Below are 15,821 nucleotides of genomic sequence, written 5' to 3'. Positions count from 1 at the left end.
TCATGGATAAAATGAAGCTCCCGACTGGATAAAAATAGTTTGAATGTTTACCCAAGCAGTAAAGCAGTAAACCCCATCTAACGAACTTACTTAAGAAGATAGAAATCTAAGCTGTAATAAAATAAATGTTTTTTTGAACTTTATTCCTATTGTAGGAAGGAGTTTTTGTTTTATTACGAAAGGGATGGGGATCACTGTTTGTTTGGAATGTTTGGAAATAGAAAAACCATAGAGTACTTGGCATTTGTTATGACTAGAGCAACTCTACATGCTATTAAGAAGAAATTCTTTGTAAGCGAGGGTGGATGCCTTTACATTCCTAATTAGCATGTAAAAATTAATACATATGTGCATTTCATCTAGTAGTTTAGTTCAATATAAAAAATAGTAAACACATAGAAGGGGTTTTTGAAGTATGACAACATTTCATGAAATGGGTATTAGTGCCCCTATTCAAAGAGCGATTACGGATATGGGATTTGAAGAGGCATCTCCTATTCAAGAAAAAGCCATTCCCATAGCTTTGACGGGAAAGGACATTATTGGTCAAGCACAAACAGGTACAGGAAAGACGGCTGCCTTTGGCATACCAATCTTGGAGAAAGTGGATACGAGTAAACAATATGTTCAGACGATTGCAATTGCGCCTACAAGAGAATTAGCTATTCAGGTTTCAGAAGAGATCAATCGGCTGGCGAAATACATGGGCATTTCTTCTCTTCCTATTTATGGAGGACAGTCAATAAATCGCCAAATCAAGGCATTAAAAAAGGGTCCTCATATTATTACGGGAACACCTGGAAGACTTTTGGACCACATTCAACGTAAAACGCTAAAGCGTCTTAGTGGTGGTATTGGATGAAGCTGATGAAATGTTAGATATGGGCTTTCTGGAGGATATCGAACGAATCCTCAAAGAGACTCCGGAAGAAAAACAAACTTTGCTGTTCTCTGCAACAATGCCCAAACCGATTCAAAATCTTGCGGAAAGGTTTATGAATGATCCGGAGTTAGTAAAGATAAAAGCGAAGGAAGTTACTTCTCCATCGGTAAAGCAAATATTTTATGAGGTTATTGAACGAGATAAATTTGAAGTTCTTTGCCGTTTGCTAGACGTGGATAACCCAGAATTAGCCGTAATTTTTGGAAGAACAAAAAGACGCGTGGATGAATTAAGTGATGCATTGAATAAAAGAGGGTATCTTGCTGATGGGTTGCATGGAGATTTAAATCAACGACAACGAGATATGGTGATGAATAAATTTCGTGAGGGAAACATTGATATTTTAGTTGCGACCGATGTGGCTGCGAGAGGAATTGATGTATCGGGGGTTACCCATGTCTACAATTTTGACATTCCTCAAGACCCGGAAAGTTATGTTCACCGAATCGGCAGAACGGGGCGAGCAGGTAAGACGGGGTTAGCTATTACATTTGCTACACCGAGGGAAATCGGACAGATTCATAGTATTGAAAAAGCATCGAAAGGAAAGATCCAACGTAAATCAATTCCGACTGTAGCAGAGGCAAGGGAGTCTTTACAGAGAGCCACAATAGAAAAGATGATTCAATTGGTTGAAGAGGAGGAATACAAACAGTTTAAACAAGCAGCAAGCGAATTACTCGAACAATACGATTCGATAGCGTTAGTTTCAATTGCCTTGAAATTGTTGTCGAAGGAACAGAGGGATATTCCTGTGGAGCTAACATCCGAGGCGCTTAGATATTCCAATAAGTCTAAAGTAAAGGTACAAGAGAAACAAAGGAGATACTATAAAGGGAATAGGGAATTTGGAGGAAAAGGGGGAAATGGTAAACGTAAAAATACTTCCAAGTCCCCTTGAAAAAAAGAAAGTATTCCTTTACTTGGAAAAACTAAATAGGGACCGCCGTTTACATTTTGAATAAAATCAATCAATCCATCACAATTAATTAGCTTTACACCCGTTGATTCTGCTAGTTTTATTGCTTGTGGTGTAAATTTGCCAAAAAAAATAACTCGCTACAACCGGAAAAAATCGGGATGTAACGCACGGATTCGGACGCGTCCCAGTCTCAAGATGCTGGAAATACCCATAATAAAAAGCCCTTTTAGGGGCTTTTTTTGTGAATATATATTATCTGCGGATCTTAGTAGACTTGGATTCGATACGTACGAATTCGGCGATTTTATCGGATGACTTGGTTGTCAGACAATTTCTTAATTCAATAAAAAGATAGTTAAGCATTATAATTCCTCCCCAATGCGGATTAATTAACACTACACGCTTAGTATAAAGGGGAAAAACGCTCAACTAAACGAATCATTGAAACGTTCCCGAAATTTAAAGGTAACTTAAAGGCTTATAAGAACATTTTATTAATGGAAGAAGCAATGAAAGGATTAACAGACGTTGAAGCTGTTTTTTTAAAATTAGCCTGGTTTTTTGAAGCACCTGAACAGGAAAGTTTTAATATCGGATTATTGTATCGCCATTTAGATAATGAATGGCTTGAATTAGCGTTAGAATTAATGAATCAGTTCTTTAGAGAGGACACGTATTTAATTCAAAATCCTACCAATTCCATTCTTAGAGAAACGCAGGATCATTGTTTTAATCAAAAGCAGTTTGCTGATTTCTTATCGGAACATGGCTTGAATTATGATAAACGTAAATTAAATGTGTATTACAGTCGAGGAAAAATACCGAAAGCAGATGTTGAACTTTCTGGTACACCCTATTGGAGTAAGTCTACAGTCGAAGGGTTTTGCAAACAGGAGAAGGAAAGATTGAAAATGGATTAAGTTATCCTGGGTAAGAAAAAATTCTTAAATTCAGGAAGGTAATGATGGGCTGGATAGTCTTAAAAGGCTATCCAGTTTTCACAAATGGATGGTGAAAAAAGCAGCTCATTGGACGGTCATAAAAATTTAAAATCCGATAATATGGAGAAGATACCTTTCCATAAACTATTTTTTAGGAGTTGCAATATGGATAAAAAAATAGAAAATGTTGTATTTAATCAAATAATTAATGACCATCTTAAACCAAATATCAGACAAATTGATGAGAAGTCTTATTATCCGAAAGAATTTTTAAATGCAGTGGGTAAAGCGGGTTTTTTTAGTTCGAATTTTTTACAGATGGAAGATGTCCGCTGTGGAGAGCTATATATAATAGAAGAAACGGCAAAGTTTTGCATGACGTCAGCATTTACATTATGGTGTCATTTAGCTGCTTTGGCGTCTTTCAGGTTGAGTAACAACCCATATATCAACAACCACTTACTACCATTTTTTGAATCAGGTGACGTCCTAACTGGAACTGGATTATCAAACGCAATTAAATATTACGCCGGAATGGAAAGGATCCGACTCAAAGCGGAAAAGACAGATGGGGGATACATGATAAGTGGTAGCTTACCTAACGTGTCTAATTTGGATCATGATCACTGGTTTGTTATCCTAGCATCTCTAAATGAAAAACAACGAATCATTTGTTCGCTTCCAGTGAATGTAGAAGGATTAATTTTAGAAAGTAAAACAAATTATATAGGATTAAATGGTAGTGCAACATACGCCTGTTTCTTTGATAATGTGTTTATCCCCGATAAATGGATTATCTCCGAAGAAGCAGACGAATTTATACCAAAAGTCCGTCCAATATTAGCACTCTACCAAATACCTTTAGGAATAGGAGTTTCACAGGCTGCTATTGAATCAATTGTAAAAAGTCATCTGAAAAATAAAGAAGTAAATCAGCATTTTAAAACTCAGCACACAGAATTGATTAAAAAATTACAGATTGTACGAACCAGAACATATGAATATGCTCGCTATGTGGATTTAAACACTATAGGGAAGGAAATATTATTAACCCGACTTGATATAGCCAAGTTAACCCCTGAAGTAGTACATGCAGAAATGCTTTATTCCGGTGGGCAGGCATATATCCAAGGGAATGACACGTTTAGGAGGTTAAGAGAGTCTTATTTCTTATTAAATTTAAGCCCAACAATAATGCTATTAGAAACACTCTGTTAGTTGTCTAATCATATTTTTAATCATACAAATGAAATAGAAAGAGGGTCTTAATATGGTAAAAGGGTTAATGGGGAAACGGATTGTTTTAGGTGCATCGCGTAATACAGAAGAAATTAGTAGACTTATTGAAAAACAGGGAGGAGTTCCTATAGTCCGTTCACTTCAAGGCACTGTATTATTAGCCGAAGAAGTAGTAGAACAGGATCTTAAGAAAATTATACAGAAGGGGACAGATTGGGCTATTTTTACAACAGGAATTGGAACACAGACTTTGTTGGATATTGCCGAAAAACGGGGGATGAAACAAGCGTTTTTTTATATGCTTCAACAATCCCAGATTGCTTCAAGGGGATATAAAACACTTTCTACATTAAAAAAACTAGGGCTAATGCCAGCGGCAGTGGATGAAAATGGGACAACCCAGAGTTTAATAAAATCTTTGGATAGCTTTGATTTTTTTGGAAAAAGGGTAATGGTTCAACTCCATGGTGAAAAAGCACCAGCTTTAATTGCCTTTCTTGAAGAAAGAGGCGCAAATGTTTCAATGATTCTTCCATATCAGCACATTCCCCCGGAAACAGAAACAGTTTCAAAGTTATGTCAAGAGCTGTTCGAAGAAAAGATCAATGCCGTTTGTTTTACTACTGCTATTCAAGTCCGTTCACTTTTTGACTTCGCTAGGGAGAAGGGGTTCGTGGAAGATCTTTTGGTAGCTTTTAGTAAGAAGATACTAGCAGTTGCTGTTGGAAAAGTAACTGCAGAGGCATTAAGTGAAGAAGGTATTGAGGAGTTGCTTGTCCCTAAACATGAGAGAATGGGCGCTATGATTGTCGAGTTATCTCGTTATTACCGTAATCATTAAGTTATTTTTTACATTTTCTGTAATTTATTAAAAAATATAAAATAATTGGAATGGTGGTAAACATGGTGAAATCCTATCTACATTTTTGGTCACAACTTGGTCACAGATTAGAAGTTTTTATATTTAATTGAATAAATTTCATAATTCTGAGCCCTACGGGCTCAAGGCTTTAGGGCTAGTGATTGGTGATATGTAGTTTGAAAAGAAAGTGAAAACTAACCTTTCCATCTAAATTACAAAGATATGTACCCATAAATATAAAATAACGGACTAGAAAACCAATCCATTTATATACAAACCTATAAAACTATTTAAACCAACGAAATAAGGTAGTCTCATCAGCAGGAATATCATGAGGCCTTGTTATAGATGATTTTTTTAATTTAAGTCTCTGTTATCAATCTTTTATTTTTCATTAATTAAAGTGTAAACAAGATATGATATGGTATATAAACCAAGAAATTCCTCTAGTTAAAGCCGGCAATCAATTCTCAAGAAGACGGTTGGCTTTTATTTAAATAATTAAGAGTAGTTTCCATGATTTAGGCCAAATAAAGGAAAGATAACATAATAATCTAAAAATTGTAAGATAGTATTATATATTTTTAAAAGAATAGGAGTTTTGTATAGAGATGAGGAAAGAAAGTAATTGTAATCTAAATGGAATTGATACAGACAATTTGAAGCAAATGGAACTAAAAAGAAGGAAAATTATTGAAAACATTTCGGATTTTCCTCCTTCTAAAAAAGAAATCATAATTAAAAGCCTCGATGAATTAATTTTATTAGCGAATAAAGCTCATCAATAATTTTTTGCATACAATATTTTAAACCATCTCCATAAGATAAAATTAAACAACAACAAAAGTATTAAATCTAAGAAAAAAACGTTTTAGATTGAAGGGAAAAAAGATGATATTCAAGGCACAAAAGATAGCAAAATTGGGAGATTATATCCTTTTTAAGAATGGAATTAAAGGAATCGTGGAGAATGTCAATGAAAATTCGGTCATTGTAAATATAACCAATAATAAAACGGAAGTGGAGTTTGAAGGAAACAGACCTGTTGTAGCACACAAAAATTACAAGGTTATTGATTGTGTATAAAGTGAAGTCTAAATACCTGATTTTTCAAGAACTTTTTGGCAATAACTCTAAAAAATGTAACCGTTTTCTATAATAGTAAATAGCGGAGGGTATCCATGAGTTGCCGTCCTTATATTTGGCATAAGTGGGGCTGAAACCAGGGACAGAAGTACATGTCTTTGTGGTGATAGACTTAACATCTTTCGTTAATTCATGTGGAAAATAAAGGATGAAGAATTTTAACAAAAACTTCTGACAACTAAGATGTGCTGGATAGTATAAATGACTATCCTGTTTTTATTAGGAATAGGTTTAATCATTTAAGATTTTTAGAACGACATTTATTACGCCTTAACTCTCTAAAATTCCGTTTAAAGATTTGAAATGATAAAGTGTTGAAATAATTAACCACTCATTGTAGATGATATCTTCTTTGTTTCTATTCCTCCCATTTAAAAGCCCTTCTCAGCTTGAGCATACATTCTCCACATTTTGCTGGAAGTGCTAAATTCATAACTAACATAAACAATGAAAAAATTCAGCGTTTAATTCGTTATATTAACTTCATTTTTATCGATTTCTTCCATTTGCTTTAATCTATTCTTTATGTGTTTGTTGGAAATAAATAACATTGCGATGAATAAAATTAGACATCCACCCATAATCAACAAGAATAATTGCAACCAAGTATTGAGAACTGAAAACTCCATTCAAATCCCCCTCGATTTAATGACTTGTCTCTAATTATTTCTATGTATGTAAAAAATCCTCCTATTGAAGTGCAATAATTATAGGTTTGACCTTTTTAAGGTAAGTATTTATTTGACCTTTACATTGGTTATGGAAAAGAAATCAAGATTAATGATGGATTCAAATTCATCTTGGATTTGAATTCTTTTATTTAAAGAATCAATTTTCATTACAAATCCAACACGTGAAGTAAAAAATCCGTCTCTCCATGTAGTAATTTCTAAAAGTAATTTGGTTTCCATGCTATTAGATAATAGCTGTTCCATCTCTTCTATTTTCATTTCATCTAGCAGTGGCAGTAGGAGTTTTTTGATCATCCTTCCATAGATCCTTTAACAATTTTATGGATTCCGGCATGAAAAAACCATGCACTTCTTTATTCCACGATCTTTATGATCTTTATTCATTAAAAAATCCCCCTTTTTATTCATTATAGGAACATTTGTTCCTATTATTCAATGGGTATGTTATAAAAATTTTAGATATGTCTACATCCTTTTTTCGTTTTTTTATCAGTCTTGCAGCCTTAAGGCTGCGATTTTTCTTCAGAAATCATGACGTTAAAATTTAAGGTTAAAAGCATACAGAAAGACTTTGGGCGGCAGCACTACAGACTGATCAGAAAGGAAAAGACACCTTTCTGTCATTCCGTACGTGTCGCTTCGGCATTAAATGGACCGATAACCACGGTCTTTACGGCTATCTCCTACATTCCGTAGGTTCCTGTTCCATTTACGGCTAACGCCGCCATACCGAACGAGCCGAAAAATAAGAAAATCAAAAAGATGGAAAGATTAAAAGAATAATAGACAAAAAGGAGAGCAGCCGAAAGAATGGCTGCTTTTATTGTTGATTTTTCCCTTTTGCCTTCCGAATCGTAAAACAGCGCAAGCTTGCTAACCTTCCAGCCGGCAGGACACCCGAACCTTTCCGGCTAGAAGCTAAGAAAGCTAGTCAATCGGTCAAGGGGCAAAAAACTTTTTTGTAACAGCAAAAAACTTTTTGTGCGAAGAGCGCCCTTGACCCATTGTCTATGAGTGTTTTTCGTTCTACTTGCAAAAGGGGAAAAATCATCCCCCTTTGGGGAACTTACTCGCTTCGCAAGTCAAAAGGATAAAGAAAATCTTAAAAAATCAAAAATTATTAGAAAATCCAAGGAGGAAAAGCAAATGACAAAAAGTGTTTATGAAATCATTACTGAAAAAATCATCGAAAAATTAGAAAAAGGTGTTGTACCGTGGCGCCAGCCGTGGACCAATTCAAACGCGGTTAACTGGAAAACACAAAAGCCGTATCGAGGAATCAATATTTTTCTAGTAGAACCTGGAGAATATGCTTCCAAAAAACAGATTTTAGAAGCTGGTGGACGAATCAAAAAAGAAGAACTAAAAAATTCTCATATCATTGTCTATTGGCTTTGGAAAGAGACGGAGGACGATGAAACAAAGGAGAAAAAGACTTTTGCTAAACCCTTTTATTATCGAGTTTGGGAAATTAACAAACAGTGTACCGGCTTAGAGAGTAAAAGAAGGATTGAAGCCTTTGAACATGACCCGATAGAAAAGGCGGAGGAAATTGTTAAAGGATATATCGATTCTCCAGATTACACGTTTCATACAGGTAAGGCAGTTTATTATCCAACATGGGATCGAATCAATTGCCCTCCGATAAAAGATTTTAAGGTTTCAAAGGAATATTATTGCACTTTGTTTCACGAAATGACGCACAGCACCGGACATCAAAGCCGTTTAGCTCGACCGGGAATCACGACAGAAGGAGTTTCGTTTGGGGATGAAGTGTATTCCAAAGAGGAATTAGTCGCTGAAATGGGTGCGGCGATGTTGTGCGGAGTAGCCGGAATTGATAACAGCACTTTAGAAAATAGCGCTAGCTATATCCATTCATGGTTAAGAGCATTGAAAAAGGAAAGCCGTTTAGTCTTACAAGCAGCTGCTCAAGCACAGAAAGCTGCAGATTATATTTTAGGAGAAACAAAGGAAAAATTTATAGACGAAAACTAAAAGAATTGTAATTCATACATTCACAAGCACCAATTTCACCGGCTGACAGGTCAGCCGGTGAAAGGATACATCGAACATGTCAAACTTAAACCAAAGATTTCTAATAAAAGGAGTGGAAAAAGTATGAAAGTTTTTCAAGTTGTTTATTTTGCAAAAGGCTTTCAAAGGGTATCGATAGTAGTTGCTGAAAATGAAGAGCATGCAGAAAAAATGGTTACTAAAAACCTTGATAGTAAAGATCACTACAAATTAGATAGAGTCAATGAATGTGACTTGGCAATTGAAAACATTATTCGTACAGAAGTAATAGAAATAGTTTGATAAACTAAATAAAACACGGAATTGATCTTTATTAGTCAAACAACAACGGCTATGTTCTAGCCGGTGAAGCTCACGGATGGAGGTAAAAAACATTCATTTTTTTCTTGATGAAAGCAGGTATCGAACCTGCTTGATGGTTGCTAATGCAACCTAAATTCTTTGCGACATAACCCCTTTCGAGGGTCTTAAATTAATTGGAAATAATAGGACCGATTATTTTTATGGTACTGCTATACTTACCATAAGAGGAAAGGATGATACTGGATGAAAACATGCGCCTACTGTGGAAGCCCAGTTAAATTTCTTGATAAGTATAATTACTATTGCTATTTTTGTACGATGAAGCTGAAATATGAGGATGTACAGGAAAATGGAAAGAGGAAAAACCTTTTACCTTCTTCGCAGCCTTCTCTTTCTGATTTGAACAAGAGCACCCCTGAGCTTATGTGTCTTTCAACCGTTGAACTGCTGTTCCTTTTAAAATTTGCTCGAAAGGAACGATCGGACCTTTACCATCGACGGTACATCTTTATTCGAGCGATGAAAGAAGGAGCAGGTGAGTTTACAGAAGCAGAGGAATACACCTTTAGTGAATACGAAAAATTCACTCGGAAATGCTTCGTTCTTGAAAACTTAGTCCGGGAACGGCTTGGCTACTATCCTGCTAAACTGACAGAATCTTATATTCAAACTCTTGCAGCAAGAATGGAGGAGTCAGCAAAAAAAGATATGGTGATCCGGGAAGCTAAGCCGATAAAAAGTTAATGACTGTTAAGTCAAATACAATCAGCCTTTCATTCTTTTATGAGAGGCTGATTCTTTTGCAATATTCCATAAAAGGGACAGATTGTGGAAGAAAAGAAGGGATTGTATTATTTTATTATACAACTTTTGTTTAAATCTAATACGACACCTAAAATACCCATAAGAGATAGATAATTTTAGTTTTTGTACTTTCATTTTTATAATTTTGATAAGCTTCTTTAATAAACCACCCTAAAATGATACTACCCCAAACAACCAATATAATCCCAATAGCCACTATTTTCATAATCGTACGGTTTTCTTACTCCTTTTAAGGAAGTTATCTACCTGTTAGTTTGTTACTTTTCTACTTCAACCTGCTACCGTTAGCACAAGAAGAAAGCCGCCAAAAATGGCAGCTGGATCTATTCCTTGAGTGGGTTAACTTCAATTCTCGATGAGAAAGGGCTTCAACTAACAACCACTAACATTCGAGTTAGAACTCCTAAACTTTTCATATTATATTAGTAAACAAGCATTTTACGGAAAATTAACCATATTTTTACTGATGATTTATCTAATCTTAAAATCTATCAATTATTCTATTTATGATTTCAAATGAGAAAGGGGAAATGGTTTCATGAAAGGACTTTTACGCAATGTATTGATGTCAGCTGCACTAGTAGGAATTTGTTCGGGAGTTGTTGGTCACGCGCAAGCGGCTGAACAAATTAATCCATCTCTTACACCGAACAAAATTTTAAATGTTGCCCACCGCGGTGCATCCGGTCATGCCCCAGAGCATACTCTTCTATCCTATGAGTTAGGACAACAAATGAAAGGCGATTACATAGAAGTCGACCTTCAAATGACAAAAGATGGCGAACTGATTGCCATGCATGATGAAACTTTAGATCGTACAACAAATGGGACAGGGCTTGTCAAAAACTATACGTTAAAAGAAATTAAGCAGCTTGATACCGGTTCCTGGTTCAATGAAACATATCCACAGTACGCAAAAGATGAATATGTCGGACTGAAGGTTCCTACTCTTGAAGAAGTGATTGAAAAATTCGGTAAAGGTGCCCGCTACTATATTGAAACAAAATCACCTGAAGTGTATCCTGGCATGGAAGAAAAGTTATTAGAAATCCTTGACGAGTACAAGTTAACAGGTCCAAATGTTCCTTCCAACAAAGTAATCATTCAATCTTTCAGTCCTGAAAGCTTAAAGAAGGTTCATAGTTTAAACCCTTATATCCCTCTTGTACAATTATTATGGTACGATGGGCCAGCAACCATTACTGACGCTGAGTTGGAAGTATATAAAACTTATAGCATTGGACTTGGCATGAACTTCAACACGATTGATGAAGCATACGTTCAAAAAGTACGTGAACATGGATTACTTATCCATCCATATACTGTCAATGAAAAATCAGATATGCGTAAACTACTTGATTGGGGAGTAACAGGTATGTTCACAAACTTCCCTGATCGCTTACAAGAAGTTTTAAGAGAAGCAAATAAAATCACACTTAAAGGGAATAGGTAATTGTAACCATTCTTTCTAGGCTTGGTTAACTGGGAAAGATGTAGAGCATGAAAGAATATAGTGGGGCACATATTTTTAGGGATAAATCTAAGTGATGGATTTATCCCTTTTTTATGCAGCTGACCACTCTAAACAATCTCTTAAAAAGCACTAGCTAGTTTCATATTATGAAAATGACCAATTGAAAAATCAAAAGGAATAAAATCAAATTTACTAATTTATCCCCATTAACAAACACTTTACAATCTCTCAGTTTCCTCTTTACATTCATGCATTAAAGTGTATGTGAACAAACATGGAAAGGAGCGGAAATGAGGTTTATCAAAATCTATATTTAAACTATTTGAGTAGCCTGTTATCCAAGCTGTAAATTTAGTACCGTCAATCCAAGCAGTAGTCAGCGATGTACATAGGTAACAAAAGGAAACAACAGTAGAAAAAATACTATTTTTCTACTGTATAGATGCATACACAGTGATTGAATTCACGTTTGATAACTATAAAAAAATAATAGTTGCTACCAGCATTTGAATATCTAGAAAAGGAGTAACAACATGAGATCATCCGTAACAACCTTGTTTGCTGCAATCTTTTTCATCCTATTTAGCTTAAGTCAGATTCCAAGTTCTGTTGATGCCCATACAGATAACAGTCAGGGTAAGTCAAACATTACGACGAGGGCTGGTGTCCTTCATTATGAACTATCAGTAGATATTTTTGAATTGGGGAGGGTAGTAGAACTGGGTAATCTTCCGGAAATGAAGGAGGATGAGCTGTCGGATTCCCTAAGCAGGAACAAATCGTTAATTGAAGACTATTTGTCTCGAAATCTTGAGGTTTTTGCAGACGGAGTTAAAAAACACGGAAAAATTTCTGATATTGGACTTAGACAAGAAGGAGAGTTGAGCTACGCAAGGATAGGAATCGATTTTCCTATTCAGGATGTGTCCAAGAAAACAGTTGAAATTCATTATAATATTTTCTTCGATGACAATGACCGCTTGCACCGAAACATTGCTCATTATAAGCTCGGAACTGAAACAGGCGAATTTATATTAACCGCTAATGAAAGAACATTCGAATTGGGTAAGGGGACTATTTGGGGACAAGTAAAAAGCTTTGTACAGCTGGGCTTCCACCATATACTTATCGGCTTAGACCATATCTTGTTTGTGATTGCTTTGCTTTTATGTTCCAAAACGTTAAAAGATGTAATGAAAGTGGTTACCGTCTTTACCTTGTCACACAGTGTAAGCCTTGGACTTAGTGCCTTGCATTTGGTTTCGGTCTCACCTGACATCGTGGAGCCTTTGATTGCTCTTAGTATTGTGTTCGTAGCCTTTGAATATCTATTTTTTCCTTCCGGTCGTTACAGGCTGTGGATTGTATTTGGCTTCGGACTCATACATGGTTTGGGGTTTTCGGGTGGACTGGAAATAACGGGAGATTTTTCACTTCGAACACTCTTATCAATCCTCTGTTTTAACCTGGGAGTAGAGGGGGGACAAACCATGATTCTTCTAATCATGTTCCCTATCATTCTGTTGGTTCGCAGAAACAGGTGGGGCATCATGATACAGGGTACGGCTTCAGCCGCAATCAGTTTATTTGGCTTTGTTTGGTACGTACAGCGTTTCATTGGATGAGCACTTTGTGGACGAATGACTGAAAGGGGGAATGCATAACGGCCAAACAGATTATCCAGGAACCACCCATATATAGATGACACTTAGGGGAGTAAACAGGTAAAGGAGAAATGAAGGATGCAACAGAAGTTTTCGAAATTAAGAAAGAAAATGCAGCCGTTCGTCGCTGTTGGCATGGCTGGTTTGGCTTTATCCGTTTTCATCAAGCCCGCACTCGCGGATAATGGCTATGCCACCGTTACAGGAACGGTGTATGTGGACAAGAATGGCAATGGAGTCCAGGATGGGGGGGAAAATGGGATTCCGAATGTCAGTGTTTCTGACGGGACTCAAATAACCAAGACAGATGAAAACGGATATTATTCTTTGGATATCAATCCTGAAAGAAGGTTGTCCGATATCGTTTTCATCACTGTCCCGAGCGGGTACAAGGCTCCAACGGACGCTAACATGACACCTATGTTTTACAGGGACTTGAAAGACCTGAAAGCCGATGAAAAAAGGGTTCAGGATTTCAACTTGCTCGCTTCCCCGGAAACGAGTAAAGAGAAATTTACCTTTGCCAACTTGGCCGATGTACATGTTAAAGACAGCACGATCAACAATCGCGAAAAATTTATGAATGAAGTGGCACAGCTGAACAAACTGAAAGGCTCCGCTGATTTCGTGCTGGTTAATGGTGACTTGACTTACTATGCAACCGATGAAGAATTTAAGGACTACACCGCTGCTACGGCCACTTCTGAATTGCCGTTCTATCCAGCTCCAGGGAACCATGACGTTACGTCAGGCCCGGATTACAAATCACGCGTTGAACGGTATCGTGAATATTTTGGACCTGAGTGGTATTCGTTTGATTATGGCAACAAGCATTTTGTTATTCTAGAAAACCATCTGGGCTTCACCCAGCCTGAGCAGTTGGAATGGCTAAAGCAGGATCTGGAGATGAATGCCAAAGATAAACAAGTAGTAGCGGTAGCGCATATCCAACTAAATGCGCCTGATACTCCTGTTAATGGAACGAAGGATTTCCTGGATGTTCTCGCCAAGTACAACACGAAGCTGTTGTTGAGTGGACATACTCATATCAACGATGTGTCCGGTGAAGTAATCCCTGGTGCGAAACATATCGTCACCAGTTCCACCAATTCCAATACAAACGATTTTACGCCATCGGGGTATCGTCTTATTCATATGAAGGAAGACAAAATCGAAACGGAATTTAAAATGTTCGGGATCAAAGACAGCCTGACGGTTATTCATCCGGCACCAGGAAGCGAGATTTCTGACAGTAAAACAAAAGTGCAGTTCAATGTTTTTAATTCAACAAGTACCATAGAAAAAGTGGAATTCCGTATTGATAATGGTCCATGGAAAAAGTCAAAACAAAGCAGTGAATTCACATGGTCCTCAGCTTGGGATGCTGCAAAAGAACAACCTGGTGAGCATCAATTGGAAGTTCGTGCGACAGACACGGAAGGTCATAGCTGGGAGAAGAAGTCTACATTCCAAATTTCGGAGAAATACACTCCTGTGATCCCTAAGGGCGGTTCCGATTGGTCGATGTTTAAAGGTAATGATAAACATACTGGTGAATCCCCAGATGTACTTTCGACAAACTTAAATTTGGCCTGGAGCTACCAAACTTCTGGTTCCATTATTACTTCATCTCCATCTATCGTGGATGGCTCTGTATATATTGGAACAAGGAATGAGAACGATGTAGATGAGAACAGCATTTTGTCAATTGACCTGGCTACGGGAAAGCAACGTTGGCAATTAAAAACAAATGCTCAAGTTCAGGTTTCCCCTGCTGTCTCTAATGGGATTGTCTATGCTTCATCCGTAAGGGGAACCATTTATGCGGTAAATAATGAATCCGGAACATTATTATGGGAGAAAAAGATTGGGATGGAACAGGACGGTATTCAGCGCGGCCGCATGTACTCTTCTCCAACGGTTGCTGACGGTATCGTTTACCAGGGGTATAGCACCCGTAATGGCAGTTTCATGATTGCCCTGAATGGTGAAACAGGGGAAACGTTATGGGATAAGCGGATGGAAAACGACCAATTCATTGCAGCCTCACCGGTAGTGGAAAACGGGAAACTCTATACGATTGCCGGCAGTAGTTACCTCTATGCAATGGATGCGAAAACAGGAAATCTCATCTGGAAGAAACGTCCGAGCCTGTCCAGCTGGTCTCACTCTGCCGCAGCATTGGACAATGGTAATATTTATGTAGGGTTCAGAACAGGTATCCTAGCTTCTGTTAAGGCAATGGATGGAACGACGAATTGGACTTACCAGAGCCCTGATTCACTTGAAGGCGTTGGAAAATATATTCCACGCCAGATAACCCCTTCTTCACCAGCGATTTCAAAAGGAATGGTGTATATGGGATTCCCTGATGGACAAGTCGCTGCATTCGACGCCAATACGGGCGAAAAGAAGTGGAAGTTTGAAACGCAAGGAGGAATTGTATCTTCTGCGGCGGTAAGCGGGAATACGGTATTTATCGGTTCCAATGACGGTTTCCTTTACGGATTGAACCGGAATACTGGAGAACCGACATGGAAATTCAACATTGGAGCACCGGTAGCTTCCTCTCCGGCCATTTCGGGTAATACACTCGTAGTGGGTGCGTTTGATGGAAATTTGTATGCTTTTACTTCAAAATAAATATGATAATAAATTACATGAATCCCATTAATAAGTGATAACTAGACTAAACATTTCACCTGAAAGGGTGAAGGTGATACTTCTCATGGAAAACTCTTTTTAAAAGGGTTTTCTTTTGTGCGCTTGGCAG

The 15,821-nt window shown here is 37.2% G+C and carries 13 protein-coding genes and 1 pseudogene; 12 read left to right on the top strand and 2 right to left on the bottom strand.

Going from position 1 to position 15,821, the window contains the following annotated elements:
* Positions 1-415: 415 nt before the first annotated feature.
* From ACIFOT_RS31330 to ACIFOT_RS31305, 6 genes and pseudogenes are all read left to right on the top strand, one after another.
* Positions 416-1,844 (top strand): annotated as a pseudogene (locus ACIFOT_RS31330) (DEAD/DEAH box helicase).
* A 530-nt stretch (positions 1,845-2,374) separates the two neighbouring features.
* Positions 2,375-2,785 (top strand): hypothetical protein, encoded by a 411-nt coding sequence (locus ACIFOT_RS31325; RefSeq protein WP_430072652.1) that lies wholly within the window; start codon positions 2,375-2,377, stop codon positions 2,783-2,785.
* 186 nt (positions 2,786-2,971) lie between these two features.
* Entirely contained in the window at positions 2,972-4,024 is a 1,053-nt protein-coding gene (locus ACIFOT_RS31320; RefSeq protein ID WP_430072650.1) for an acyl-CoA dehydrogenase, read from the top strand.
* Positions 4,025-4,076: 52 nt separating this feature from the next.
* Positions 4,077-4,886: a uroporphyrinogen-III synthase gene (locus ACIFOT_RS31315; protein WP_430072647.1), complete on the top strand. Its 810-nt coding sequence runs from the start codon at positions 4,077-4,079 to the stop codon at positions 4,884-4,886.
* A gap of 632 nt (positions 4,887-5,518) precedes the next feature.
* The gene (locus tag ACIFOT_RS31310) at positions 5,519-5,695 is read left to right on the top strand and encodes a hypothetical protein (protein WP_430072644.1); all 177 of its coding nucleotides are present in this window, start codon (positions 5,519-5,521) and stop codon (positions 5,693-5,695) included.
* Between the two features lie 103 nt (positions 5,696-5,798).
* Positions 5,799-5,993: a DUF2187 family protein gene (locus ACIFOT_RS31305; protein ID WP_430072641.1), complete on the top strand. Its 195-nt coding sequence runs from the start codon at positions 5,799-5,801 to the stop codon at positions 5,991-5,993.
* A gap of 524 nt (positions 5,994-6,517) precedes the next feature.
* Here ACIFOT_RS31305 and ACIFOT_RS31300 read toward each other — a convergent pair.
* Complete coding sequence (locus tag ACIFOT_RS31300) at positions 6,518-6,682, bottom strand: hypothetical protein (protein WP_430072638.1); 165 nt, start codon at positions 6,680-6,682, stop codon at positions 6,518-6,520.
* A 108-nt stretch (positions 6,683-6,790) separates the two neighbouring features.
* On the bottom strand, positions 6,791-7,039 hold the full coding sequence (locus ACIFOT_RS31295) for a YolD-like family protein (protein WP_430072635.1): 249 nt from the start codon (positions 7,037-7,039) through the stop codon (positions 6,791-6,793).
* Between the two features lie 852 nt (positions 7,040-7,891).
* Between ACIFOT_RS31295 and ACIFOT_RS31290 the strand changes: the two genes are divergently transcribed.
* The 6 genes from ACIFOT_RS31290 to ACIFOT_RS31265 all read left to right on the top strand — a co-directional run bounded on the left by ACIFOT_RS31290 (position 7,892) and on the right by ACIFOT_RS31265 (position 15,691).
* Positions 7,892-8,743 carry an ArdC family protein gene (locus tag ACIFOT_RS31290; protein WP_430072632.1) on the top strand — a complete coding sequence of 284 codons (852 nt, stop codon included), beginning with the start codon at positions 7,892-7,894 and terminating at the stop codon, positions 8,741-8,743.
* Between the two features lie 123 nt (positions 8,744-8,866).
* Positions 8,867-9,064, top strand: a complete 198-nt coding sequence (locus tag ACIFOT_RS31285) for a hypothetical protein (RefSeq protein WP_430072629.1) — start codon at positions 8,867-8,869, stop codon at positions 9,062-9,064.
* 264 nt (positions 9,065-9,328) lie between these two features.
* The gene (locus tag ACIFOT_RS31280) at positions 9,329-9,829 is read left to right on the top strand and encodes a hypothetical protein (protein WP_430072626.1); all 501 of its coding nucleotides are present in this window, start codon (positions 9,329-9,331) and stop codon (positions 9,827-9,829) included.
* A 619-nt stretch (positions 9,830-10,448) separates the two neighbouring features.
* Entirely contained in the window at positions 10,449-11,363 is a 915-nt protein-coding gene (locus ACIFOT_RS31275) for a glycerophosphodiester phosphodiesterase (RefSeq protein ID WP_430072623.1), read from the top strand.
* Positions 11,364-11,917: 554 nt separating this feature from the next.
* Positions 11,918-13,009, top strand: a complete 1,092-nt coding sequence (locus ACIFOT_RS31270) for a HupE/UreJ family protein (protein WP_430072620.1) — start codon at positions 11,918-11,920, stop codon at positions 13,007-13,009.
* A gap of 117 nt (positions 13,010-13,126) precedes the next feature.
* Positions 13,127-15,691 (top strand): PQQ-binding-like beta-propeller repeat protein, encoded by a 2,565-nt coding sequence (locus ACIFOT_RS31265; protein ID WP_430072617.1) that lies wholly within the window; start codon positions 13,127-13,129, stop codon positions 15,689-15,691.
* Positions 15,692-15,821: the final 130 nt, after the last annotated feature.

The organism is Neobacillus sp. NRS-1170 (assembly GCF_050468025.1).
The sequence above is the reverse complement of the archived record's forward strand: the minus strand, read 5'-3'. Positions and strand labels throughout refer to the sequence as shown.